The sequence below is a fragment of the Aeoliella mucimassa genome, assembly GCF_007748035.1.
In the GTDB taxonomy this organism is placed as follows: Bacteria; Planctomycetota; Planctomycetia; order Pirellulales; family Lacipirellulaceae; genus Aeoliella; species Aeoliella mucimassa.
The window spans coordinates 2,243,968-2,270,710 of the sequence record NZ_CP036278.1; the positions used below are offsets into that span (position 1 = coordinate 2,243,968).

Below are 26,743 nucleotides of genomic sequence, written 5' to 3' on the forward strand. Positions count from 1 at the left end.
AGATACATTTTACTCACCATGGGCCAAACACAGTCTCAGCAGCAGGCCATAACCAATCCGTGTGGGTTGACGGGTATGCTACTTTCCCCAATGATGCTCGAGAAACAAATGTAGCAGATTATATCCTCTGTAAATATGAACAAGATAGCGCCATTCCGATTCGAGATCTGGAAGGATCCTTCGTAGTTGCTGTACACGATGCACGGCAACACAGAATTCTCATCTATCGAAACTTGGCGGGTGCCATCAATCTATTCTTTGCATCGACAAACAATGGACTCTTATATTCAACCAATCTGGCTCGACTCCTGAAACTCTTTCCACGAGTAGGCGACTTAAATGAGAGCTTGCTTCCTGTCTTCTTTCTCTACCGATGTATTCCTGGCAGAGAGACTCTGTTCAAAGAAGTTACTCGATTGATGCCGGGTGAGTTGCTCGAATTCACTGACGGGCGGATCACCACCCGACAGGCGACTAGTTTCGATGACTATCGTGGACAAGTCCCCCTCCATGGCAACCTATTGGAACAAATCAACGACACCATCGGGGCAGCCGTTAGCAGCTGCTATCGTGCAGCTCCTAGTTCTGCAGTACTTCTCTCCGGTGGTGTCGATAGCACGTTACTACAAAGTCATTTCAACTTGCAATTAGATGAGCAACGGCCATCGATTAGCTACTGCGCGACACTCGATCATCCTCGAACCATCGGCGAGTTGGCCTATGCTCACAGTGCAGCCGATTTACTCGGGGTAACATTACGGCCAGTCCAGATAGAACGGCCTTACCTTGAATATCTTGACTATGCAATCAGCAGCACTGGAGAAACTCCCAATCATGTGCAGGCCGCCTATTTCCCCGCTGTTGCACAGGCAATGAGTGAAGACGGTTTGATGACGGGAATTACTGGAGAGGCTGCGGATGGCTTGTTTGGCGTCGCTACTCAGGATCAACTTCATCGCGCAGCGATGATTCGTTCACTCTTACCTACTCAGGGCCGCTGGCTTGCAGAGAAACTAGCACACGTTGGTCTCATTCGCACAAAGTGGAGATCAATATTAGAACTGGCAGACAGGCTCGACGATTTCACTTACTTGCATCATCCAACGAACCTACAAGCAATGTTCGCCCATCTAGATTCGGTCATACGTTGCTTCGGCGAACAATGCGTTATCAATGCCATGTCCTACCGACTCTCAATTGTTGAGAGAAACGGCCTAAACCATAGCCATGTAGAACGATTGCATGGTGCAAATCTCTTGACGAGCAGTATCAACTCTGCCACCTACTGGAATACGCTCACTGAAACAAGAGGCATTTCCCTTTACAGTCCATTCTTGGATTCCCGAATGATTCGCCTTGCTATGTCCATAGCGGATGAAATCAAGTTCCAATACCGCAAACCGAAACAACTACTAAAACAGGCTTTAGCAGTACGCACTCACAAAGCACTTGCCTATCGAAAGAAATTGAGTTTCGGACAGCCTATATTCGAGTGGTTGGGACGGACTGGTCAATTAAATACAGCACTTGAAGAAGTCGAAGATTATTCATTCATTGATAAACGGACCTATAACGAGGCAAGGGACGCGCCCAATTGGTTCCTCTATAACGTGCTGTGCTTTGATCGCTTAAGTAAGCATGTAAAGCATGCCGTTCGTGAGTGATGCACCCAACTTACACACGCAGCCGGTGAAACCCTATCATTTGTTCTTATTTTACACACTAGCTAGCTACGGTCTCAGCCCCGAGACAACGGTGGACTTCGTCACCCAGGTATAGCTACTAAGAGCGGCTTTTCCTAATCATCCGAATGAACTCACACTCTCTCTTATCAGCAGCTCGCTCCTGTGCGATCTTTCCATATCGCTCAATGAGATATCGTCCCTTTCGTGGCAATTGGTTTCCACGATCACTGTTTCGTAAATGGCGCAACCTGCATTTGGTCACCGATGTAATAGTCTGTATCGTCGATCATTTTGAGCCTACACGTCGCAATGGGGAAGAAGCAGCAGCAGCATCCGTACGAGACTGGTGTACCGATTACGCTCAACAGGTGAATGGCATTTACGACTCACATGGTAGGCTGCCACAGCACACCTGGTTTTATCGGGCTGAGTACCCGAACTTGGGTTGCATCAAGGAACTCAGCCGCTATTGCTACGATGGGTATGGTGAACTCGAGTTCCATCTGCACCATGGTCACGACAACCATGACTCGTTCAGCAAGAAGCTAGCAGATGGCCTGGAGTTCTTTAATAGCTATGGCGCAATGTTGACTGCGGAAGACACTCCGCAGCAACGATTCGCCTACATTGCGGGCAATTGGTCATTAGATAATGGATCGGGGGATCCATCAAAGAGTGGCTGCAACACTGAAATATCGGCTCTTCGTGATGCTGGTTGTTACTGCGATTTTACTTTTCCAGCTATTGGAAGTAAGGCCCAGCCACGAATGAGCAACTCTATCTATTATGCGACAGACACACCATCGCCGAAATCGTATGACCTGGGCACGGCTGTTGAAGTTGGAAAAGATCCTTCCGGCGATCTCATGATTTTCCAAGGACCCTGCGGCTTTAATCATCGTACTGTTTGGTTTGAAGATGCAGCGGTAGAGTCATACTCTCCGATATCGCGAGAGCGACTCAACGCGTGGGCATCCCCCCACGTACATGTTCAAGGCCGCCCTGAGTGGCTATTTATCAAACTGCACTGCCATGGAATGCAAAGCAAGGAACTCTGGTGCAAGCCACAAGTGCGGCAGATGTTTGAGTGGATGAAAGAGGAGTGGCATACCGACAATCGCCGCTTACATTTTGTTAATGCTAGAGAAGCCTACAACATCGCCAAAGCGGCTGAAGCTGGCAAGCAAGGAGATCCTGCTGACTACGTTAACTTCGAGATTGCCCAACCAGCAAACCGCTTGATTCATTGCCAAAGTCCCTGGCAGTTGCTGCAGTTTAGCAATACGCAGCTAAAACTCTCACTCGATTCAGGTCCAGCGACAACCTTAATGGCTGGAAACCTCGTTTTGCAATTTCATGACCATAGCCCCAGACCACGTATGGTTGAAATGCAACTTTCACACAATGAAGTTGTGACCATCCGTGTTGATTCACGAGCCGGTGCTTTACATACACACGATGGGACTTACCAGCATCTTGAACCTGGCGTCATTCACACCATCGATACACCTACCACTTGGAAATAGCTTTTCGGCCTCCAAACATTACTTGACTATTAACATCAGCAGCCTAGCTCTTTATGCCTGCCCCCAAAGTACGCTCGTTTCTTTCTAATGCTGCGATGTACGGTATTGGTACGATTCTACTGCAAGCAGCATCCTTGGTGCTGCTGCCACTGTACCTCAATTACCTCACTCCAGAAGAGTACGGAGTCCTGGAGATACTCAACCAAGTAGGAACGTTTGTGGTTATCGGACTAATGGCAAACGGCCTGCGAATGGCCACCTTAACTTTTTATCAGCAAGCACGCAACGCTCGGGAAGAACAAGCGGTATCCAGTACGACCATCGTCTGTGTTACCAGTTTGATCCTAATTGGCTGCCTTCTCTCATTCGCGAGTGCACCACCACTAGCACAATGGCTAGGACTCCAACAAAGTAGCATTCTCGTCTTAGGAGTTATTACAGTACTACTCGAAGCAATCATCATCGTACCAATGGCCCTTATGCAAGCAAGAATCGAGTCCGTACGATTTGTGTCGGTCTCACTTGCAATGTTTTTGTTTCGCGTCGGTCTAACAATCGTTCTGGTGAGTGTAATGGGGCTTGGGCTTTGGGGAATTTTGATTGGGCGGTCGTTAGTCGCTGTTCTATTTGGTGGATACCTGAACTGGCGCGAACTTCGATTGTCAAAGCTGCAGTTCAGCTGGGATATCACTCGACAGATCACCGCATTTGCATTGCCATTTCTCCCAGGCGGCCTGCTAGCATTCTTCATCAATAGCGGCGACCGATTCTATCTCATTCGATACGCTGGCGAATACGAAGTAGGTGTTTATAGCCTCTCTTACAAAATGGCAATGGCCGTAGGTACGTTTGCCTTTATACCACTCTACAAAGTGTGGAGTGCACAAATGTACGACGCAGCGACAAAACCAGATGCACCTGAACACTTCGGAAAGGTTTTCACCTACTTTATCACCAGCCTTATATCGCTTGGACTCGCAGTTACGCTATTTGCCGAGAACCTAATAAACGCATTAGGCGGAAATGATTATGTTGATGCAGTTGAAGTACTACCTCTGCTTGTAATGGCGATCGTGCTCATGTCAGCATCTAACCTGATGGATTCCGGGCTCTATATTACTCGGACAACCAAATACAAACCGCTGATCTTTGCATGGACTGGAATTGTGATCTTCTTGGGCTACAGTCTATTGATTCCCAATCACGGAGCAACGGGGGCCGCCTGGGCAACTCTCATCGGATTTGCTGCCCACGTTGGGCTTACTTGGATTATTAGCCAGAAACTGTTCTACGTTAAATACGAGCATCTCCGGGTTGGACTACTATTGGTATCGTCCGCGGGTTGCTGGTGGCTAAGCCATGAACTAGAGACCTGGAAGTACCCTGAACTCGCTCGACTGCTACTTTATCTCACCTGGTTGGCACTAGTTTACTCGTGTGCGACACGCTCCGAACGCAAGTGGATCACTAACAATATCCGAAGAATAGCATTGATCGGCTGGAAACCTAAACTGGAAGTCTCACCAACAACTTCTATTGATTAGGTGCGTACTTTGGCGTTCTGCCAGTCAACAGGCAAAGCCTGTTAGAACCACTGGCATTCCCAGTCTTCCATCTGCAACTGTGGCGCGTTGAATAACGCATTTTTGTAGGGTACTTCGTCGATCTCTTCGCCACCACAACTCTTAAATATATCGAGTTTATTAGCTCCTAGCTCCCGACCATAGTAAGCATCGATTACTGTAGGTGCAAAGCTCACAAGTTGAGCAACGCTACTTTGCACTTTGGTAGAAGATGTAGCTGACGGGAACTTATCCGGATGAGAAGAATTGTTGATAATTGGTCCAGCTGGGGAAATACTTGTCAGGTTTAGCATTGAATCAGAGAAACCGGTTGGAGTCGCCATTTCAATTCGTATGCTTTTCGCCTGACTTGCTTCCACAGTCTGTTGGACCGTGTTATCACCCAGAGTCGCTTTCAGAGTATAAGCCCCCGCCGCTGACTTAACGGCACCAGCTGTGGTGAACTCTACGAGCATCGCATAATAGCTTCCATTCGCCGTCGTCATTCCCGAGGCTACAACATTGCCTTTGCTATCGGTGATTGATATCTGCACACCAGCCAGTGGAGTACCGTTTGCATCGACAGCATCAAACTGCGTTGACCAAGCAGCATCAAAAGACATTTTTGGTTCTGGATCACCACCGTATCGAGCAACTTCTCTGGCTATGGCACCCTCGAAGTAATCCTCGGACGATGTGTCCGAGAATACAGAATCGAGAAATCGGATACGTGTGTGATTAAGTTGACTGCTGTAATCTGCAGTCATAATGAACGGATCTTCGACTGGGTTTACCACTGAAATTGTGGTTCTAGTAAACAATGTATTCGAATTAGTTGACCCTCCAACAATACCGTCGTTTGTGATCAGAGTATTGTCCTCGAACACAAGATCGTCGCTCGCTAGCCCAGTTAGTTTAACACTTGCTGCTCTGCTTTCAGATGTGATAGCGCGAAACACATTGTCGTGTACTCGCACGGATTCCGATGTACCGCCATCGCTATTCATCCGAAACGCGTAGGCTTCCGCTTCATTGCCATAAGCGGTCACAACGTTACCGTAGACATTAACATTTGTTCCGTTCTCGATCTGAATACCGTAAGCCCCACCTAAGGGAGCGCCTTGATATTCTTGACTATTAGCCAACAGCTGAACGTGAACAACATTCTCATAGACGCTTGTTTCGACGTCTGCTAAACCATCTGATACTAGAATGCCGCGTGCAGCATAGTCGCCGGCACCACAGTTGATAACGTTGCTATGGATTTGACTACCATTATTGGCTCGAATAGCGAACCCGTTTGTATAGCGGGCCCGCAGTGAAATCACATTGCTGTATATGTCAGAAGGAATCTTTGATGCGGTGACGATTCCAGCATGTGGGCCGTTTTTGATAGTATTCCCGTAGATTTCTCCCTGTACCCAAGCAACCACCGCACCATGAAAACTGTCACGTGATGTAATCGTTTGCACGTTACTTGTGAGAGTGTTGTTCGCAATAGTAGTCGTGAAACTGTCCTGTCCCTTTCCTGCGATGGCAGACGAATTTGCACCATTTACCGTTATGTTAAGGTTTTGAATGGTAACACCACCAACCGTATTTAGAAACACACCATGAGCCCAGGTCGCTCCATCAGCACCTTGAACAATGGTACCATTTTGAATAACTGCGTTGGTTGCTCGCCCCCACTGCTTCACACCCGGGTAATCAGCAGGAGACCAGTCATAAGCTGACACGGCCACACCATACGCTCTCGTCTGTTGAATCTGAATGTCGTCAATATAAAACGAATCAACAGCACCAGCTTTCCCCTGCACTCCAACTTCAACAATATAAGTGTCTTCGGATCCGGTTGTGAACGTCTTTTCCTGAAGTTGTATCCCTCTCCAGTTTGAACTACTCCAAGACACTTCCTGGACTGCTCCAGTAGTCGTGCTCGTTATCCGCACATACCCTTTTGCACCTGGATTCGTTGCATCACCCTCTCCTCCATACTCAAACATAGCCGACAAGCTATAGGTTGTATTTGCCGCCAGAGAAATGGTACCCGTAGAGGTCACGTATTGGTTAGTCGTGCTGGTATTGAAACGAAGGGAATAATCACCGTCGTAAACCTCGTTGTGCAGCCATTCCCCTCGATATCGCTGGGCATCAGTCGCATGCGTAAAATCCCACGCGTTACCCGAAGTGCCTGTTCCTGTTTCAAAGCTTCCATTTGGAATTTCGACAGGCGGAGCATTGTTATAGGTGACCGTGTGACCGTTCAGGTCGAAAATCACGTCCTTGGCAACAATTACAAACGCGGTTCCATCTGTTTCGATATCGGTTTGGAGAATGTATGTGTAGCCCGCTTGGCTGAGATAATAAGGGCCTTCACCTTGGGCATCGAGCCATGACTGATCGATGTTCACCACATTAGCAGCAGTAACATTCACCAATAAGCGATCAATGGCGACTTCACCATTGTTCGTCGCAGAGAGTTGCAGTTCGTAAGTGCCCGCCTGATCGAATGTGACCGTGGCGTCTACCAACCCGCTATTACTAAAACTTGCGTTACCAGGACCTGAAATTAGGCTCCATTCGGTGTCGAATTCGTTAACGCGGTTTACTAACACCTCTCCAGATAGCTGTAATGCGAGACCTTGCTTCGTTGACTGATCACTACCTGCAAAAACCATTGGTATCCAAGTCGAGTTCGTTGCCGACGGAATATCGTGTGAGGTTAATGCGGGATATCCATCATCCACTGCCCCGGAGTCAATCGATCCAGGGGAAGTTATTGGAAATCCATCCACCGAGAACAAGTCACGTTGTTCTAAGTGTTCAAGTTGGAACTCCGTTTTCTTTGGTGAAACAGTCGACCTGCGATTCTTCTTTTGGGCCATGATCTTACGGATATCGTCAAGAGTTGGAGACGAGAGGCAGACTGCGTGAGTACAGGAGGTGCTGGGTTCAAAATGGAAGGGCAAACAGTCGGAAGAGGATGGAGTATTTAGCAATTGGCTGCTAGCGAGAACAAGAATGACGCACCAATGGAAACGTAGCATTTTTTTAATCTCGGAGCCTTACTTCGCGAACCACCCGAAGCCCTCAGCCTGCGCAGTCACTATAACCGGTAAACTAGCATAATTTCCCTCAGTGGCAATGCCACCTTGTAAGTCTTACTGAGTACAAAGTTTGACAATGTCCCCAGAACCAGTAGAAGTGTCTCTCTTCCCCCAAACACATGAAATACAGGACGAGGTAAACAGTGTCGCGCGATGCCGAATGCTTACCTACCACATGCTTATTTGCTTGGTTTGTGAATTGATCGTGAATTTCCTTGCTCACAACTTCAACGATGTGTCTCCATGTGAGCTCCAAAGGAATTCATGCTACTGAAACTCTTTCAAGCATATCAACTGACACTCTCAGTCCAGAACACACGAATTGCACACAATGGCTCTTATTGAATCTAGGTACTTGGCAGCTACGAGTACTCTGCTTGTATGATCTCTTTGGGGAAACCATGAACACCTTAGCGAAGAAGATAGAAAACCAATCGGCACTCGTCGGAATAGTTGGACTAGGCTACGTTGGACTGCCTCTGGCACATGCCTTTATCGAGGCAGGTTATCGGGTCATGGGGTTTGACTTAGATACATACAAGATTAAGCAACTACGCGATGGCAAATGCTACATTGGGCACCTCTCGTCAGAGTGGATCAACGAGTGTGTTCAATCCGAGAAGTTCACTCCTACGGACAACATGGATCAACTATGCGAGCCAGATGCAATACTCATCTGCGTGCCAACTCCGCTTTCAGAAAGCCGTGATCCCGACCTGTCTTACGTAGAATCGACCACCAGAGAGATTGCAAGTCGACTTCGCTCTCAACAACTTGTGGTACTGGAAAGCACCACTTATCCAGGCACAACACGAGATGTAATGTTGCCGATCCTCGAACAGTCAGGGCTCAAGGCAGGAGAAGACTTCTTTTTAGCCTACAGCCCTGAACGCGAAGATCCCGGCAACCCAGACTTTAGCGCCAGTCGGATCCCCAAGGTGGTTGGAGGTTACGACCCTGCGAGTCTCGAATTTGCCGTAAAACTATATGGGCACGCTGTTTCCGAAGTCGTACCTGTCTCTAGCTGTGAGATTGCTGAAGCATGCAAGATTGTTGAAAACACCTATCGTGCAGTCAATATTGCGATGGTAAATGAACTTAAACGCATCTTTGATCGATTGGACATTGACGTTTGGGATGTTATCAATGCAGCAAAGACCAAACCATTTGGGTTCCAAGCATTTTATCCAGGACCAGGTTTGGGAGGACACTGCATTCCCATTGATCCTTTCTATCTAAGCTGGGTCGCACGAAAACATGATCTACCAACACGGTTCATTGAGCTTGCTGGAGAGATCAACACCAGCATGCCTGAATATGTCATCGACAAAACAATTGCAGCGTTGAACGATTATCGCAAGCCAGTCAAAGGCAGTAAGATTTGTATTCTTGGAATAGCCTATAAACGGGATGTCGATGACCCACGTGAAAGCCCCGCATTTGAGTTACTCGAACTACTCGCCGAAAGAGGTGCCGATCTAAGCTACCACGACCCGCACGTACCTACGCTACCTAGAATGCGAAACTACGATGTTCCCGATATGAGTAGCAGTAGTCTCACTGATGGCTTCCTGGCTCAGCAAGACTGTGTGATCATTGTCACTGATCACAGTTCTGTTGATTATGAGCATTTAGTGAAACACACAGATCTCATTGTCGACACTCGCAATGCCTTGGCAGGCGTCGAGGTGGCCGGAGCCAGAATTGTCAAAGCGTAAGCTCATTGAATCAACATTTGGATGATCCCAATAACTTGAGATAGTACATTACGATGACTAAATACCTCGTTACCGGTGGAGCCGGATTTATTGGCTCTCACATCACATCAGCGTTGGTATCACAAGGCAACGCTGTTACCGTGTTCGATGACTTCAGTACGGGTAAGATTCAAAACCTCGAACATATGGAAGGCAAAATTGAAGTCGCCCGCGGATCGTTGCTCGATAAACCCCTTCTTCGAAACGCGATGCAAGGTGCGGATGTAGTCTACCATCAGGCCGCATTGGCTTCGGTGCCTCGCAGTGTCGCGAATCCATCAGCGACTCATGAAGCCTGTGCAACAGGCACTCTCTATGTGCTTGAGGTGGCCAAGGAACTAGGAATTCGTCGAGTAATCTATGCCGGCTCAAGCAGCGCGTACGGCAATCAGCCCTTTGCGTCAAAACGCGAATCGGATCTACCATCTCCTCTCTCGCCTTACGCGGTAGCCAAGTTATGTGGCGAATACTATCTTCGGGCTTTTACCAACACATATGGGCTCGAAACAGTCGGCATTCGGTACTTCAATGTGTTTGGTCCCCGCCAGGATCCCGATAGTGAGTACTCGGCGGTCATTCCCAAATTCGTTACCGCGATGTTACGGGGTAAGGCACCTACGATCTATGGAGATGGTTTGCAATCACGAGATTTCACCTACATTGACAATGTCGTGAAGGCCAATTTAGCTGCCGCTTCGGCCAAAGACGCTAGCGGCAAGGTGATGAACGTAGCATGCGGACAACAAGCCACGCTACTTGATCTAGTTGATGTCATAAACAAAGTTCTTGGGACGACGATCGAACCGACCTTTGCTGAAGCTCGAGCCGGCGATGTTCGAGAGAGCCTAGCCGATATTACTCTCGCTCGTTCCATCCTCGGCTATGAACCAGTGGTTACGTTTGAAGAAGGGCTCCGTCGGTCGATCGAGTATTATCGAACTCTTATTGCCTAGCCATCCTGCGATTATCTCACCATACACTACGCGGGCCTAGACTGAAGAGACACGCTGAACCTAGCTAAGGCATCATCAGGCTGAGCGATTATTTGGCTTTTCTACTTGAGCCGATCTGGGGTGCGTCAGCTACTGCTTCCAAAGTCTCTTGGAATCGCTGCTAGCCTGAGTGGAGTGACCTGCCCCCCTAGTACACTCTACTCGGGCTAACACTTCTTGATTCTATCTTCCACATCCTGCCTCATCGACATATCATGTCCCCGGGGATTGTGCAATTCACTTTGGTGATGCAAGAGCAACCTGAAGCTTGCTGAAATGGGTTGATTTCCGTCCGCTGCTGTGTGTACCGAGATTCCGGTTCTCTTGCGAGGATGGAAGCTTGGTTCTGATCTCCAGCGAATCATTCGCGGGAGCACCATACGATGCTGTCATCAGACATGAGCGCGTTGCAATGTAGTGCAACGATGAAAGCCTAACGTCACTTTGCAGTGCGTCTTCTAGCGAAAACGGCAACACAGCCTAGGCACATGACTACTGAAAGGTAAGTTGGTGGTTCAGGGACACTGACGACTGTCAAACTAACCGAACTTGCTAGGTAGCCAATGCTCAATGTTGAGGCACCATAGTGCACAAGATCGCTGGAGTTCGCGAAACGCCCATTTAGGCTTGCTGTAGTCGAAAGTACTGTAAACGAATCTCCTACCCGAAGTTGTTGCTGATCTAGCAGGTTGACACTCAACTTACCACCAAGTGTCACGTCTCCATATACTCTCAATTCATCCGACATCAGCACATCTAGAACGTCAATCACAAGGTTAGAACTCGGCGTCAACTCAAGGTTGCCCCATACAGTCAACTCTCCGACTCCAGTGCCTGGCTCAATCACACCGGCATTCACCAGCGAAGCGTCTGGAAGACGCATTGCACCGGTTCCCGTAATGACACCTTCGGGTAGATTCTCAAATCCGGTGCCTTCAAAGACGACTCCCCCAGCAAACCGCCCAGACAACCCGACTTCAATCAGCCCATGATTGGACCAATTGTCGATATCGATCACTATTGCTCCGAAATTTGCTGCACGCAAAAGGCCATAGTTTTGAAAATCACCTCGTATACGAATGGACTGATTTCGAGTCTCGGCGGAGAGAGTGCCATAGTTATCTCCGTTCACAACTTGTCCGCCCCCCGAGACACTTGTACGAATGAGGATATCACGGCCAATTTCAACAGCGTTGATGTAGGTAGTGTCCTCGGAGCCATTGAGGATAATCGTACCAGTTCCTTTTAGACGAGCTTCTGACTGAAAACCTAGCGAGGTCTCTTCCGCCATGACGATTTCGCCTTTGTCCATGGTCAATCCGTCGTAAACGACAAGCCTCCCTGAACCTGCTGTTCGAGAAAGTGAGAGTTGTCCAGCGAGTGTGACGTCGAGTAGCCGGCCTTCCATGGCGATCGCTTGACCTTCTAAAGTCTCAATACGCCCACCATGAATCCCCCCAAGAAACCGCCAACTTGAATGCGATGAATCAATGGCGATCGTCTGACCTTCGTTCTGTACCTCTCCTCTAACGCTGACTACTCCCCCCATATTCTGAACGTCACCTATATCTGCAAACGAATACACCCCTTGCAGATCGAGATTGCCACCTACAGCGTGAATGTGTCCGAAGTTTACCCACGAGTCGCCAGAACTGCCTATGTCGGTATTCATACTATCCTCAAGCAGAATCGTCCCGTAGTTTTCTTTAAACTCGATGTCCACACTAAGTCCGGATTCTGGAGCACGAATGGTGATACCTGCACCAATTACTAATTCGTTACCTCGGATTCTCACACTCCCACTAGTATTCTCTCTTGGAACTAAGAGCACTTCGCCTTGCCCGCCCAAAAGTTGAGTATCGCCCTGAAACTGCAATGTAGATCCTTCTGGAACAGTTACGGTCACGTCTTCCAGAACCAGACCATCCCTTACGAGGCTGCCGCCAGTGTAGTCGGTTGCGAGAGTCATGTTCTCGAAGCCAATCGGCGGAAGGGAAGCTTGACCACTCGAATAAACACGCCCTCCTCGTAGCCGCCCTCCGCTTGAGCTGAACTCATCCCCAAAAGCAAGTGATTCGAGATCAAGGTCATCACCTTCAAGATCGAGAGTTCCTGCCAATACTACGTTGCTGCCCTCGTCGATTACCATGGTTCCCAAACCGTTAACCGTGAATACGCCATTCAATCGCAGAGTACTGCCATCTGCCAAATGTATAGTTCCCTCGTTGTGCCACGTGCTATCTCTCCGGAATGAACTGGATGCGTTTGGCTCACCTATCCAGAGAGTTCCAGCAACGTCGATCGTTCCGCGTTGAACAAACTCATCAACGTTTATGTAGACTTCGGCTCCCGCAGCAATATCCATGGAGGCTTCACTGATGATGCTGGCATGTAATGCGCTATGGGGATTGAACTCCACCTCTCCACCATCAAAGTCAAAGTGAATTCCTTGCTCGATGAACAGTTCGTTTGAAACACTCACGTCGTTGAGCTTCCCTGCTACGAAATGCAGTGTTCCTTCCCCCTTAAGCGACTGCCCGCTACCCGTAAAATCTCTGAAACGAAGCTTAGCGTCAGAAATCCCAACATCACCGCTGGACATACGAATCGTCGCATCATCGAGTGTCAAGTCATTCTGAATGTCAATTACACGGTAACCATCTATTTCAAGATCTGTCCCTAGGGTGACATCGGTGAGATGGGAGGTAAATGGAACGATAAACTTCGCATCATCGACCGATTCAAGCCGCCCCCCAACAATATTGCCACTCCATTCAATATCTCCTGTCGATGCGTCGGCTGTGAGTACGTCGCCGGTGTTGTCTAGAGTTCCTCCAATATACATCTTGGCACCGTTCAATCGCAAATCGCCCAGCCCCGCAGTCGTCACCTCTCCCAATACCTGGAACTCAGCCCCAGGCGCCAATTGAATGGTTCCGTAGTTAGTCCACTTACCACCAATCTTCAGAAGCGTATTCTGTTCCGCAACGATTGTTCCGTGATTCTCGAAAACATAAGGGGAATCTGGGTCCTGGAGAACTCCAAGGTTGTCGTTCTCCTCAACGATAATCGTGCCATAGTTGTAGACTTCAGGAAGCACTGTCGCGTGCCTGATGTCAAATGATTCGATGCTCCCTCCTCCACTGGAAGTGCGTATGGTGGTCTCTGGACTGATGGACACTTTAGTATCATCCTCAATCGCAATCCGGCCACCTAACAGTATTTCTCCCTCTCCATCAATAGTTTGATCGCCATCTAAGCTCATCAAGGAACCGCTCATCAGTTCAAGATGATTTCCTGCATCGATGGTTAGTCCTTCTCGAACAATGAGCGCGGTCGACTTAAAGAAAGAAAACGCGGGGACCTCAATGTTCGTCTCAAGACGTACGTCTTCAAAAATAGCGAGCGAATTAAATTGTCCTTCGGAAATCACGAAATCACCACTACCACGGAGTGTTGCCCCAGCAATAACAGAAGGCACAAAAAAGGTACTTGCATCATCTACCGTCAACAATACACGCCCCTCGACAACCTCAATCAGCGATGTCTCTAGCCGTCCTCCTTGCAGTGCTAGCGTGGCGTCGCTCGAATTGACGACGATAGAATCGACTGTAATAGGCTCGTCCATAACAACAGTGTACGCATTGCCCGATGCATCGATTACCACCGAGTATGCATCACTGGGTGAAGGACTTCCATTATTGGGATAGTCAGGATCGGTCGACCAATTTGAAGCTGTGGACCAGTCCCCATCGATAGGATCCGCCCACTTTGTCAACAGTCCTGCTGTCCAGCCAACCGATGGCCACGATATGGACACAAGTAGTATGCAGCAGCAGCAGAGAACAACAGGCCATTCACGAAGCCCATTCAAACAAAACTTTTTCCACATAAGTAAATCCCCCAAGGTGCCATGCATGGCGTGTCTGATAGGTGTGAACGAGCTTAGCTCAAGTTCTTTCTGTCCGGGACCTAATCGTATAACTCCTAGCTATCACTAGGCCTAATTGTGCCTGCCAATAGGATAAATACCTTACCACGCAGCCAAGAGCTTACCACGGGCACTTCGACGGTTCCAGTAAAATACCGACATCGTACCTGTAAGCATTTCCCTTCAGTCGCAGACGGCACCACTTGCATCATAGAGAGTACAGATAGCTCATCTACCAGCTCTCAGCCCCTGAGACGCTCAAGCCACTCCCCCCCGCGGCGGCTACCCTTTTGCTACGTGACGGGGCAGGCACAAATGTTAAACCAGCTCCATTCTCAGTGGGTACCACTCGTCGGGGGCAAGCTCGAATCGCTGAGTTTCTCTCGACTGGAACGAGTGGAATCTGATGCTCAAGGCCGTGAAGACAGAGCGGAGCCGGCATGGCAGCATCCGCGATGTTCTTCTCGAACCTCCATGCGTCAGCACCTTGCTACGTTTGTGGAACGCAAAGGACCGAGGTAGAGCAGGGGGAAGGAGTCGCTTTACTTGTTCTCTCGCTGGTGAGAACTATCGCACGCCGCTTTGTCCGATCGTTTGGAGCATCGGACAATCCGTGCGGGGGTCCAGTCCCGAGCAGAACCGTGGAACAACCTCCACACGAGTGCGGATAACGATTGGATCGGAGCAGGGCACGAGATCTCCCCATCCGAGTTTCCAAAGATCGTGATCCACGAGCTTTGGATATCGCTCCGGGTTGATGAGAAGGCCCAAAAGCGAAGCGCAACCCGAAACTCACCTGGCGTAACCAATGGTGACACTAGGTGACGTAGAACGGCGTTTTGGTGAGGTTATGTGTCACCTATCCTCACCAACTAGTGACCCCGGCGGGACTCGAACCCACGACCCACGGATTAAAAGTCCGTTGCTCTACCAACTGAGCTACAGGGTCAAACCCCTTAAAACAAAGGGTTTGATGCGTTTTCGAAGCTTTGAATGTGGCGACTGTACACCCGGTAGTACACCCGCTACAATCCGAAACCAGCGAAAACGACGCCCATGCGGCTGGCACCACAGGGCGTCTTGGCAACAAGTTACTCTGGTAGGAGTTGCTGCCGATGGCACATTCTAGCAATGCATTTAAGCCCGAGAAACCCCGGGCCGATTTCCCGCTTTTCCCACATCAACGAGGCTATTGGGCCAAGAAGGTTCGCGGGAAGTTACATTACTTCGGCAAAATCGAAGCCGATCCTAAAGGCGAAGCAGCCTTAGAGCAGTGGTTGGACCAAAAAGATTACCTGCTGGCTGGCCGAAAGCCGCGTACACCTGATGACGGGTGTACTGTGATGGCACTCTGCAACGCGTTTCTGACTGCTAAAACCCGCCAGCGTGAGGCGGGGGAGCTTAGCCCCCGCACCTTTAAGGACTACCACAAGACCTGCGATAAGCTACTCGCGCACTTTGGCAAGAAACGACTTGTGGACGACCTGCAGCCCGAGGAGTTCGGCATACTTCGGGCCAAATGGTCCCGAACGCTTGGAGCATACGCACTTGCAGGGGAGGTTCAGCAGGCCCGTACAGTGTTCAAGTTTGGCTACGACAACAGCCTGATTGATCGGCCGGTACGGTTTGGCTCTGAGTTCAAGCAGCCGAGCAAGAAAGCCAAGAGGGTTGCCAAGCAGACAACAGGCGAGCGGATGCTCGAAGCTGAGCAATTGCAGGCTATCTTGAAGAAAGCCAAGCAGCCGTTGCACGCCATGATCTTGCTGGGCGTCAACTGCGGGTTTGGCAACTTCGACGTGGCGTCCCTATCCCAGTCAGCGGTTGACCTGCAAGGCGGATGGATCGATTTCCCACGCAGCAAGACCGCCATCCCCCGCAGATGCCCATTGTGGCCGGAAACAGTCACGAGCCTCAAAGAGGCGATCGCAAAGCGGCCAGAAGCCAACCACAAAGACCATGATGGCTTATGCTTTCTGACTCGCTACGGGAACCCATGGGGCTATTCAGACAAAGCGGACTCGCCGTTATCACAACGATTTCGAAAGCTGCTCGAAGATGCGAACAGCTACCGTCACGGCATTAGCTTCTACGTCCTGCGGCATGTATTCCAAACCATTGCAGGCGACTCGCGCGACCCCGATGCCGTCCGGGCTATCATGGGGCACATCGACAACACCATGTCGGGAGAATACCGCGAGCGAATCCCTGACGACCGACTCCGCGGGTGCGTGAACGTGGTGCGGGCGTGGTTGTTCCCAAATCCGAAGAAACGAGCAAAATAGCCATTTCCGGGTTGCGGCTGATCCCCGCATAGACTGGCCACGTTCGCGGTTTCACAATCCGCCGCGGCGTGGCTGGTCGACCTGGCTGAGAGGATTGTGAAATGCCTGAATCATTCTGGAACTTTGATTCCCCACCATCATGGGTGCCGAAGTACACCGACGCGTCAAAGCTGGCAGAGGCTGATGCCGCAATTGCCAACATGATCGCCCAACTAAGTGGCGACTGGAATGAACTTGAATTGCGGAATTTGTCGGAGACGGAGAAGACGACACTGGCAAGCCTTCGTCGCTCTGGTTTAACGGAAGAAGAGTGGCATTATCAGCTACTTTATGGCAATCGTTCTCCTGCTTCGGTGCGCATCACTCTCTCTGGAAATGTATCCAAAAAGCTGCTGTTGGATCGATTGGAGCAAGATGATTCAGAATGGCAGGAGTATCACCGCAGTAGCGTATTCAAGATCAGGCTTTCCGCCGCTGGCATTGCAGCGAAATCCGACCTGAATGGTAATGACAAAACTCTGGCGGAACATGTCCTGTGTTGTGTTCGAGGGTTTGCGTCCAATCCGGTTGGGGTAGTCGCGGAACCTGTTATTAGAACACAGTTCACATCACCGGAAGAGCAAACGAAGCAAACCAACCAACCGCCGGGCAAGAAACGGCCAAAGTGCAATACCGTAATCATCGAAACGATTCAATCAAACCCCGAATCCTGCGGTTGGAGTTTGCGCAGGTGGGCAAGTGAAATAGGCTATAGCGAGTCTACGATCCAGGGTACTCCAACCTGGAAAGCCCACCTAGCACCGCAGCGTGAACGAAGCAAAGCGGAAAAAGCAATGCAAAGAAACCGTCGGCCTAAGCACAACTAGTCCACTCTCGCAAAACCGAGCGCTCGGGTGCTACAACCGAGCGCTAGAAACTTTCTTGATTTTTCATAGCCCTGCAAAAGCAGGGCTTTTTTTATTTAGGCACTGTGCGCTCGAGTTTTCAATCCGATCGAGCGCAGGAATGGGTAGGAGGCAGCATGTGCCTTTGAGAGTTACCCAGGAGCCACAGAAATGAACACCAGTACCAAGATGCTCAATCCGCCCCAGATCGCCGAAATGCTTGGCGTTGGAGTCGCAAAGGTACATGGCTGGATTGAATCCGGTGAACTAACTGCCATTAACGTTGCGACGACATCGGGTGGCCGCCCACGCTGGGCTATAGAGCCCGACGAGTTTGAAAGATTCAAGAGGTCGCGATCTTCAACGTCAACTCCCAAGCCAGCAAAGCGGTACCGACAACCCGCCGGCGTAATTGAGTTCTATAAGTAAGCACACACCACCCCCTGCGCACAAAAAAGCCCCGCACGCTGGCAGGCGCAACGGGGCAGATTGGATTGACGAAATGGATTATACCACTCGCGCGAGAATCTTAGCAACCATTCGCAGTCATGCCCGCCGTGCTGGCTTCGATGGCGACGCTTTCGCACCGCCTCCAAGATTCGGAACGACAGCGAGAGAGCTGGCAGCCGAAAACCTTGTCTTACAGGCGGGTATCTTCGAGCTTACGCCCGATGAAAAAACATTCGCCCGGCAGCTTGCGCGGGGAATTGTTTACTCTTCGCGCAGAGGTGGGAGGGTTCGATCGTGAATTACGCAAACGACAGCGCCGACCCGTGGCGAGTGACTTCAGACACTAGTAGTTTCGCACCACCACCCGAGGCATCACCACCCGAGATTGCAGCCAAGGGCATGCAAGATTGGCGACCTGACGAGCTGCGCGACACAAGCGATAAACGTCCAGGGCATGCGGTGAAGCCTTGGGACGGGTGGGCGGACTGGCAGCGCAGTCTACAAGAGCAGGATAGGCAATCGTTCTTCCGCGTTGCTGCTTCGGGCAATCAGCTAAACAGATTCCGAATTGCAAAGGGGAGGATGACCGTGCTGGGTGGGCAGCAAGGCACCGGAAAAACATTGCTCACGATGCAACTGCTTTTCAATATCGTGATGGAGTATCCAGAAATTAGCGTTCTTGTCGCTAACTGCGAAATGGATCCGGGCGAATTGCTAGACCGCAACGTAGCGCGACTTGCCGAGGTGCCATATGCCGTTGTTCGCGATCGTCGCTATCGTGGTGGCCAACGTCAGCGGGTGCTTGATGCTGCTGGTGAAATCATGCCTCTAAAAGAACGTGTTTCGTTCATGCAACCGCCTTTCAGCATGGAGAGATTGAAAGCACTGGCTGAGAGAATCGAGGCTGACATTGTTTGCATCGATTACTTGCAAAGATTCCGGGTTTCTGGAGTTACCGACTTCCGCATGCAAGTGAGCGATGTAATGAGTGAAGCGAGGGAATTGGCGATGCGCGGCCCTGCAGTTGTCTTATTGTCTGCACTTTCACGGCAAGGCGAGTTTCGCGAGTCGAGCGAAGTAGAGTTTGCGTGCGATTACGCATACAAGCTTGTACCTCAAAATGAAGATGGCACAGAGATCAAGTGCGAGTGTCACAAGGCGCGCAACGCCGCAAAGGAAAATATCGACCTGACTTGCAACCACTCCATGCAAGAGTTCTTGGCACCAGCAGAGGACCAATTCGACGAACCCGAACCGCACACCGAGTTTGCTGCATGGGATGGGGGGTCGGAGTTTTGAGCTACCACAAAGAAGCACTTAGCCGAGCAGCACCACCGCGGAAAGAGAAGTCGAAGTCGAGAGGCAGAGGTAATCGGTTTGCAAATCGAAACGCGATGATCGACGAACACGGTATGAAACTCGGCATTCCAGCCGCCTACGTTTGGTTGGCGATGGACCGTTTCGTCGACCACAAGGATGGGTTAGTGCGGATCAGCTATAGCAAGCTATCGGAGCTGACAGGCCAATCCGAGCGAAGTGTTATTCGTCATGTGAAGAAGCTGATCGACTCAGGCTACGCAACATTGGTTTCGCGCGGCAATAGCAGTAAGCGATCAAATGTGTACCAGATGACCATCCCAAGGGTAGCCAAATTGAACCGTTCAACCTCTGACACTGGTGACAGAGGAACCTCTGACACTGGTGGCATAAACCTCTGACACCAGTGGCAACCCCTCATAAAAGATCAGAAGGGGGACGCGCTAACGCGGTCCACCCCAAGGAAGAAAAGTTGAACACCGAAACCGCCAAACGAGTGACCGACGAAAACCCACCCCGGGCCCGACTGCTGGCGCGTCTCAGAAGCCGGGGAGGCCAGTACCGTGCCCCCCAGTTGAACGACTCCAACCAACGCCGTTTCCTCCAGGAGGAGATCGGGGTAAGCCTTTCACGTGATGCGAGGCTATTGAACCTTGAGGAGGTGAACCCGTTTTGAGAGAGCACTGCCCACAATGCGGTTCGCAAATGAGGCTTCACGGCAAGCGACTTGTCGGAGCGTTCATTACCAGGAACCGAGACTGCACCCAATGTGAGTACGCCGACCGAGCGTGGTACGAACCGGAGCAAATCGTCCGAACGGAAAAAAGAACCCGCCGGCGGACAAGAGCATCAACTATTTCAGAAGCTGATCGGGTAGAGTGATTGCATGGACACCAACAGCACAAACAAACAGTACTTGAGCCTCGGCCGTTGCTGCCAGCTATTGAGCTGCAACGCTGCTGACTTCCGACGCCTCGCACAAGGTGCAAAGGTGGCTCCTGCTATGTCCCTCGACAGTGTGGAGTACTACACGCCCGACGACCTTGAGAAGGTTCGCAAGTATCAATCGCAAGGCAAGGGATTCGCTTGCCACCTGCGATTCAAATAGCCCCCCGCGGGTCCTTTTTGACAAATATTAGCTCTACTGCAAACGGAAGAGCACCTTTTTAACAACTTCCGTACCACATGAATCCCAAACCCCCAAAGGCCAAGCAATGACTGCAGTTCTCACCCCATCCAATCCAACCGCTGGCCACATCCGAACAGGCCACCCCTCGGTCATTGCCAGAGGTGACCAGCAAGCGGCCCTCCGCAACTTGCGATTGCCAGAAATCGACAGCCTGCCCGACGACAGCAAAGAGCGGGTCGACGCCTTCAACGAGCAGAACCACGATGCATGGCACAAGGACGTTGAATCACTCAAGACCACGCTAACCGAAATCGCCGGCGATCCTGAAACAATGGGCTTCGCAGACGTGTGGGCCGCGAGAGACATTGCTGGCCAGCAGGCGCTCGAACTCTACCAACGGCGAGTTGCGATCATGCGAGCACGCGCAGAACTGGCTCGCGAGTTGCTTCCGATACTAGATTCTGTCGCAAAGAAGCGAACAGAGGCGTTGCCAAAGGTGCTAAAGGCAGTTGGCGTAAAGCTTGAGAAGGCAGGCGCGGGACTCGACCAAACCCAGGCTGGCCGAATGGGGAACTACCAAGAAGCCGCAGAGCGTCAATTCGCTTATCAGTGTCGGCAGCATCAAGACTACATCGCCGCGGATCAGCTTGCTAAGCATGCGAGCACCGAGTTGCAGCAATTGCAGCGGTTCACTCGATGCGCAGACGAGTCGATCGACATTGCCGTTGAAGCCCTTCACCAATTCTGCGGCAGGCTACTGGTGGGCGTATCGGTAGACCTGTAAGCGAGTTGACTGCGCGCTGCGCGCAGTCGCGAGATTCAAATCCCCCCTAAACGAGGAACTCCCCATGCCACTTGCCGACAAACTGATATTCAGCGGCGGTTCTGTACCCGCCAAACCAGCCGAGGAGGCCCAGGAAAAGCCCAAGCGGGCCGGTCTGGGGTTCGAGGCATACCTCGGCCGCGTATTCGCCGACCGCGAGCATCGCCTGTTGGGAGAGCCCACCGACGCCGAATTCGCGGAACTCACCCGCAAGCGGCGAGAAGCCCTTCGCAAACAAAAGCTCACGGCGCAGGAGCAAAAGCAGCAGCGGCAACCGCGAACGCACGGCATGTCCTCGCGTCCGACTGGCCAATTGATTCGCCTTAGCGTGTCTCGCGGGATTCGATACCCAACGATCTAGGCCCGGTAGCGCCTAGCGGCGGCAAGCTGGGGGGGGCAACTTCACCCCCCAGCAATCGCCGAACGGCTCGACCGTCCGCGAAGCACCGAGAGTAACAGTCTCGGCCACTACCACCCCTCCCCGGAACCGAATTAACCTCCAAGCACCGGGGAGGGGCATTTTGTTCCTCATGACCTCTATCGCTTCTAGAAGAAAGACGAACCAGCATGGCTAGCGCACGAGCATTGCGAGCTGAACGCCAACGCATGGGCGAAGCGGATCGAGAAAGCGAGTGCCGAAGGGAAGCCCTACCTGATAGCGGGCGTTGAGGTCGAATACGAAATTAATGGCGAGCTTAATGCCCATTACAAGCCAACTCCAAGATTGACATGGGCAGGTCACGACTTCCTAGATTCGATCCGAAGCAATGAGGTCTGGAACGACACAAAGAAGAGCATCGCTAATGCCGGCGTGGGGGTAACTCTGGCGATCATTACTGAGCTAGCCAAGACATGCATAAAGCAGAAGCTTGGTCTCGAATAACCGCCCCAACCGTTTTCCGAGGATTGCGCGGGTGTACGTACACCCGTCGGGGGCTATTTTTGGCTATTTTTGGGTACTTGTACACCTGAGCCAAAAACGCGAGAAGCCTATAAAACCAGGGGGAAACGGACAAAAGAGAATCGCTAGAGTCGATTAAAAGTCCGTTGCTCTACCAACTGAGCTACAGGGTCAAACCCCGTTTTTCACGGGATTTGTTGCTTTCCGCTGCCTTGGGGGACAAAAACTCGTCCTCCAGTTCGGCGAAAAACGACGCCCTGTCGGCCAAGACCGCAGGGCGTTTGGTTAGCAATTGCTGCGTGAAGCATTCTAGCAAGCTTTTGGAGTACGACAAACCCCGTCTAGCCCACGCCTACACAGTATTTTTAGAGCATTTGCGGGCTGGGAAGGTTCGCCGATAGGGCAAAAGAAATTGGCCCCCCGACAGCGACGGAGCTCAGTCGCTGGCTCCTGACCTTGGGGGGCCAAACTTCGCAGGAGTCTATTGGGCCCAGCGTTGGCCATTTCCGCGAGCACCGCGGTAGCCATTGCCTTGCATGCCACGGCCGCGGCCCTGGCCCATTCCCCGACCACCTGCTTGATTCATGGCCGGTTTCCAATCCTGGCTCTGATAACGCCAGCAAGGTTGTCCGTTGCCTCGCCCTTGGCCATATCCCTGACCAAAGCCTTGGCCACGTCCTTGACCGTACGCCGGTCCAAATACTTGACCGCGACCTTGGCCGAAGCCCTGTCCTCGACCAGCGCCGGCAGCCCAGATCGGACGCAAGGAGTCTTGGCGGAACTCGACAATTTGGCCATCGATATCAATACTCTTGGCAACCAGTGAGTCTTCCGGCAAGTCAGCGGTTCGGAACCCGACGATCGTGACTTCTTGACCAACCACGATGTCGCCGACCAGTTCATCGACCACCGCTTGTGGTCCGAGGTGAACATTCACTGTCGTTTCGTCGTCGGTAGCCACGAGCAGGTGCACGCCAATGGCTGCTCGCCCCGTAGTGTCTTCGCAGGGACCAATTTTTATTTCCGAAACCGTACCGACAATGGTTTCAGTCACAGTAGGGGTCGCTTGCCGGGCGACGCCTTGCATTCTTCCGATACCTCGTTGGGCTAATGCGTTCGAGGTAAACAGGGCGGTCGACATTAAGGTGACCGAAACGATCATGGAATGAAATCTCACGGCTCACTTCTCCTTTCGATGAATCAAGAGCACTTTTTGCAGATCGCTATATTTTGCAACCTGCAAGGATTGCACAGCAGCCAGCCAGTGCTTTGGCCAACAGCAACCAATTGCGATTCAAATTGCTTACTTGAAACACAGGAAGCAATGACTGGTTGCTGGGCTGGTCACGCGACCAACCGAAAGAAGATATAACGCACGTTGCGTGCCAAATGCTAATTTACCCTTCGAAATTCATCGCGCGCAGTTTGTAGATGAGTCCTCGGCGACTGATTCCCAGTTTGCGGGCTGCGATGGTACGATTCCCCTCGCATTCTTCGAGGGTGGCCAATATGGTCGCTCGCTCGACTTGCGACAAACGCCCCAGTTCGTCGCCGGAATCGTCGACAACCAATGCTTGCACCTTGGCAGGAAGATGCTCCGGCATCACGACATCGCCGCGACACAACAAACAGGCCCGCTGAATGGCATTTCGTAGTTCACGCACGTTGCCTGGCCACTCGTAGGCCAATAGGCAGTTCAACGCTTGGGGCGACAGCCGGATCGCCGCCCCGACAAACTCGCTTCCCCATTTACGGACTAAAGCTGGGATGTCCTCACGACGATCGCGGAGCGGCGGAACATTCAGCTCCACCACATTCAATCGATAGTACAGATCTTCGCGAAACGTGTTATCTTTGACCGCCTGCTCCAAGTTTTTGTTTGTCGCAGCGACAAGCCGCACATCGACCGGCACGGGTCGATCGGCCCCGACAGGCGTCACCTCTTTGGCTTCCAACGCCCGCAGTAACTTTGGCTGCAAGTGCATTGGAAGCTCCCCAATTTCGTCGAGAAACAAAGTGCTTCCCTCAGCAGCACGAAAATAGCCTTCGCGAGTTGTCGAAGCCCCGGTAAAGGCACCTTTCACGTGACCAAACAACTCGCTTTCAATCAACGTTTCCGGCAAGCCTGCACAATTTGCAGCAATCAAAGGCTTCGCTGCGCGATGGCTCCATCGATGAATCAGATCGGCAATCACTTCTTTGCCGACTCCGCTTTCGCCCATTACGAGCACAGGAGCATCGGAAGCTGCGACCAGCGCGGCCGTTCGCAGTACTGCTTGCATGGCCGCACTCTCGGCGACTACGTTCTCTGGTAGATTCGGAAGCTCACCATCGACCTTCTCCTCTTCAAGCCGCCCCAGAGCATCGGTCACCGCGATCTGTAGTTCATCGAGATCGATCGGTTTGCTCAGATAGTCATCGGCTCCGCTCTTCACTGCTTCCACGGCTTGTCGGATATCGGCAAATCCGGTAATCAGCAGCACAGGAAGTTCAGTATGATTCAGTCGAATGCGACGGAGCGTTTCTAAACCATCGATCCCTCCCAGGCGAACATCAAGCAGCACCATATCGGGAGCACTTTCACTTATCCTCTCGAGCGCCGCCTCGCCCGAGGCAGCTTCCACGATCGCGAGCCCCCACGATTGCAGGGCGCTGGCTAGTAGCTCGCGCTGCGGGGCTTCGTCGTCGACAATCAAGATGGTTTGACTAGCTTGCTCCACGAACACCCTCGATGGTAAATAGCGCACCCCCTTCGGGGCGCTGCTGATATTGTACGGTCCAGCCCTGTTCTTGCGAAAGACGCGAGACAATCGCCAGCCCTAACCCTGCTCCTCCTTGGCGTGTCGTCGAGTAAGGGGAAAACAGACTTTCCACCAGCTTATCGTCGACGCCAGGACCTACATCAGCAACGGAAATACGAATCGCGTTACCCGAGGACCTTGCCACCTGCACTTCCACGGTTTCGCCTGCGGGAGAAAAAGCGATGGCATTCTGCAAGAGATTAAACAGAATCTGCCGCAGCAAATTACCATCCGCTTGGACGACTTCGCATCCACTGTCGACCTTAAGCCGCAGTTCTAAGTCGGCCCCTTCCAAATCAGGCTGCAACAGCATCTGCAACTCTTCGATCAGCGGCACCAGCGCAACTGGCTTTAATTCGGCCGCCTGAGGTCTGGCGTAAGCGAGAAACTGGTTGATGCGCGACGTTACGCGGTCGCACTCTTCCATCATGAGCCGCAACCGCGGTCGATAGTCTCGCATCGAACCATCGGAGCCGTTGCCGATGATGGTCTGTAGGCCAGCTCGAATCACACCGAGAGGGTTGCGCGTTTCGTGAGCCAACCCCGATGCAGCCTGGCTCAGGTCTTCGAGCCGTTTCTTCTCGGCCTTGAGTAGCACGGTTTGCGATTGCGACTCCATCGACTTCACCAATGCCCGCCAGGCCAAGCCAAGGGCAGCAAGCACCACCCCGCTCGCAACAACAACAATCACACGCAGGTGTGCGGCCGACTGAATCGCCGCGTCGGCCGCGGTGCGATCTACCAGCAAAGTGAGTTGCAACTCCAGAGGATGGCTCTCTTCACCGAGATTGTGTCCCCACCCGGGGCCCCCTCCGCCGCCCCCCCCTTGGCCTTGTCCCCGGGGTAACACTTGGATCGTCACCCGCTCGCTGGTTTGTAATCCCTGAGTCAACCAAGTAGGTGACTTATCGGTCGAGGCAAGCCATTCGGTATGGCCCGAATCAATCGAGAACCAGCCATCGTCGTCGCGAATGCGAACAGCGAGAATTCCCGACTTGCCCGTGATTTCGTCCATGATTGCCTGGATCTGCTCTTCAATCACGCGGCCGAGACGTCGATGAGCGCGGGCCCCGCCTAGCAGTGCTTGGCGAAGCATTTCCGACTGTCGGATCAAATCGCCCTGAATGCGTTCGCGTTCATGCCCAAATTCATGATGTTGCCAGGCCGCGATGCCTCCCCAGACGACGGCGAGCACCAGCAGCACAGCAGCCTTTCTGGTTGTTTTAAGCATGGCACTTTCCGATGGCCTGGCAAGAAGAGTGATTCATTATCTATCTCTATTCTACTTGAGCGAACGCGTGACTCGTAGCGTCTACAGCGCTGCAACTTTTGCACACCTTGGTGACTTGGATCTCGCATTCATTGCTCGCTCGCGTCCACATCGCCTCGCAAAACTTGACTCTTGGTTGGTGGCAAACCGAATGTTCTTGTGTTACAGGGCCGAACGTCGCGAATCATGAATAGTTGGCCCAGCAGTTGCAATTAGTACTCCCCAAACTGCGGCAACCGGCATGCCGTTTCTTCTCTTGGATGCCGACTTATCACAAAATGTTGCGAACCGATGGTTGGCATTTTTTGCTGGCTAGGCGATTCGCA

At 51.7% G+C, this 26,743-nt stretch carries 19 protein-coding genes and 1 tRNA gene; 12 read left to right on the top strand and 8 right to left on the bottom strand.

Annotated features, from left to right (window positions below):
• Nucleotides 1–59: 59 nt before the first annotated feature.
• The 3 genes from Pan181_RS09025 to Pan181_RS09035 all read left to right on the top strand — a co-directional run bounded on the left by Pan181_RS09025 (nt 60) and on the right by Pan181_RS09035 (nt 4,755).
• Entirely contained in the window at nt 60–1,664 is a 1,605-nt protein-coding gene (locus Pan181_RS09025) for an asparagine synthase-related protein (RefSeq protein ID WP_197529072.1), read from the top strand.
• Nucleotides 1,665–1,870: 206 nt separating this feature from the next.
• Nucleotides 1,871–3,211, top strand: coding sequence for a hypothetical protein (locus Pan181_RS09030; protein WP_145246511.1), 1,341 nt, complete (start codon nt 1,871–1,873; stop codon nt 3,209–3,211).
• Between the two features lie 53 nt (nt 3,212–3,264).
• A complete protein-coding gene (locus Pan181_RS09035) occupies nt 3,265–4,755 on the top strand; it encodes a lipopolysaccharide biosynthesis protein (protein WP_145246512.1) in 1,491 nt (496 codons plus the stop codon).
• A gap of 41 nt (nt 4,756–4,796) precedes the next feature.
• On the opposite strand, the gene Pan181_RS09040 is transcribed toward Pan181_RS09035, so the two are convergent.
• Nucleotides 4,797–7,658, bottom strand: coding sequence for a hypothetical protein (locus Pan181_RS09040; RefSeq protein ID WP_145246513.1), 2,862 nt, complete (start codon nt 7,656–7,658; stop codon nt 4,797–4,799).
• Nucleotides 7,659–8,257: 599 nt separating this feature from the next.
• Here Pan181_RS09040 and Pan181_RS09045 point away from each other — a divergent pair.
• Nucleotides 8,258–9,598 (top strand): nucleotide sugar dehydrogenase, encoded by a 1,341-nt coding sequence (locus Pan181_RS09045; protein ID WP_315861141.1) that lies wholly within the window; start codon nt 8,258–8,260, stop codon nt 9,596–9,598.
• Nucleotides 9,599–9,651: 53 nt separating this feature from the next.
• Nucleotides 9,652–10,590, top strand: a complete 939-nt coding sequence (locus Pan181_RS09050; protein WP_145246514.1) for an SDR family oxidoreductase — start codon at nt 9,652–9,654, stop codon at nt 10,588–10,590.
• A gap of 478 nt (nt 10,591–11,068) precedes the next feature.
• Here Pan181_RS09050 and Pan181_RS09055 read toward each other — a convergent pair whose 3' ends face one another.
• Nucleotides 11,069–14,257, bottom strand: coding sequence for a hypothetical protein (locus tag Pan181_RS09055; RefSeq protein WP_197529073.1), 3,189 nt, complete (start codon nt 14,255–14,257; stop codon nt 11,069–11,071).
• Between the two features lie 1,179 nt (nt 14,258–15,436).
• A tRNA-Lys gene (locus Pan181_RS09060) sits at nt 15,437–15,509 on the bottom strand.
• Nucleotides 15,510–15,675: 166 nt separating this feature from the next.
• Between Pan181_RS09060 and Pan181_RS09065 the strand changes: the two genes are divergently transcribed.
• The 6 genes from Pan181_RS09065 (at nt 15,676) to Pan181_RS09090 (ending at nt 21,406) form a co-directional block, all read left to right on the top strand.
• A complete protein-coding gene (locus tag Pan181_RS09065; protein WP_231943851.1) occupies nt 15,676–16,842 on the top strand; it encodes a tyrosine-type recombinase/integrase in 1,167 nt (388 codons plus the stop codon).
• A gap of 101 nt (nt 16,843–16,943) precedes the next feature.
• Nucleotides 16,944–17,708, top strand: coding sequence for a hypothetical protein (locus tag Pan181_RS09070; protein ID WP_145246517.1), 765 nt, complete (start codon nt 16,944–16,946; stop codon nt 17,706–17,708).
• A gap of 207 nt (nt 17,709–17,915) precedes the next feature.
• Nucleotides 17,916–18,155, top strand: coding sequence for a helix-turn-helix domain-containing protein (locus tag Pan181_RS26980; RefSeq protein WP_391483993.1), 240 nt, complete (start codon nt 17,916–17,918; stop codon nt 18,153–18,155).
• 315 nt (nt 18,156–18,470) lie between these two features.
• The gene (locus Pan181_RS09080) at nt 18,471–19,475 is read left to right on the top strand and encodes a DnaB-like helicase C-terminal domain-containing protein (protein ID WP_145246519.1); all 1,005 of its coding nucleotides are present in this window, start codon (nt 18,471–18,473) and stop codon (nt 19,473–19,475) included.
• Nucleotides 19,476–19,570: 95 nt separating this feature from the next.
• Nucleotides 19,571–19,894 (top strand): helix-turn-helix domain-containing protein, encoded by a 324-nt coding sequence (locus tag Pan181_RS09085; RefSeq protein ID WP_197529074.1) that lies wholly within the window; start codon nt 19,571–19,573, stop codon nt 19,892–19,894.
• A gap of 813 nt (nt 19,895–20,707) precedes the next feature.
• A complete protein-coding gene (locus Pan181_RS09090; protein WP_145246521.1) occupies nt 20,708–21,406 on the top strand; it encodes a hypothetical protein in 699 nt (232 codons plus the stop codon).
• A gap of 46 nt (nt 21,407–21,452) precedes the next feature.
• Here the strand turns inward: Pan181_RS09090 and Pan181_RS26520 are convergent, their stop codons facing one another.
• Entirely contained in the window at nt 21,453–21,731 is a 279-nt protein-coding gene (locus tag Pan181_RS26520) for a hypothetical protein (RefSeq protein ID WP_145246522.1), read from the bottom strand.
• A 285-nt stretch (nt 21,732–22,016) separates the two neighbouring features.
• Complete coding sequence (locus Pan181_RS26765) at nt 22,017–22,151, bottom strand: hypothetical protein (protein WP_261342247.1); 135 nt, start codon at nt 22,149–22,151, stop codon at nt 22,017–22,019.
• A gap of 18 nt (nt 22,152–22,169) precedes the next feature.
• Here Pan181_RS26765 and Pan181_RS26985 point away from each other — a divergent pair, with 18 nt between their 5' ends.
• Entirely contained in the window at nt 22,170–22,328 is a 159-nt protein-coding gene (locus Pan181_RS26985; RefSeq protein ID WP_197529076.1) for a DUF2513 domain-containing protein, read from the top strand.
• A 499-nt stretch (nt 22,329–22,827) separates the two neighbouring features.
• Here Pan181_RS26985 and Pan181_RS25990 read toward each other — a convergent pair whose 3' ends face one another.
• From Pan181_RS25990 to Pan181_RS09115, 3 genes are all read right to left on the bottom strand, one after another.
• On the bottom strand, nt 22,828–23,523 hold the full coding sequence (locus Pan181_RS25990) for a hypothetical protein (protein ID WP_197529077.1): 696 nt from the start codon (nt 23,521–23,523) through the stop codon (nt 22,828–22,830).
• Nucleotides 23,524–23,743: 220 nt separating this feature from the next.
• Nucleotides 23,744–25,066 carry a sigma-54-dependent transcriptional regulator gene (locus Pan181_RS09110; protein ID WP_145246523.1) on the bottom strand — a complete coding sequence of 441 codons (1,323 nt, stop codon included), beginning with the start codon at nt 25,064–25,066 and terminating at the stop codon, nt 23,744–23,746.
• A complete protein-coding gene (locus Pan181_RS09115; protein WP_145246524.1) occupies nt 25,053–26,378 on the bottom strand; it encodes a sensor histidine kinase in 1,326 nt (441 codons plus the stop codon). Before Pan181_RS09115 ends, Pan181_RS09110 begins: the two co-directional genes overlap by 14 nt.
• Nucleotides 26,379–26,743 lie beyond the last annotated feature (365 nt).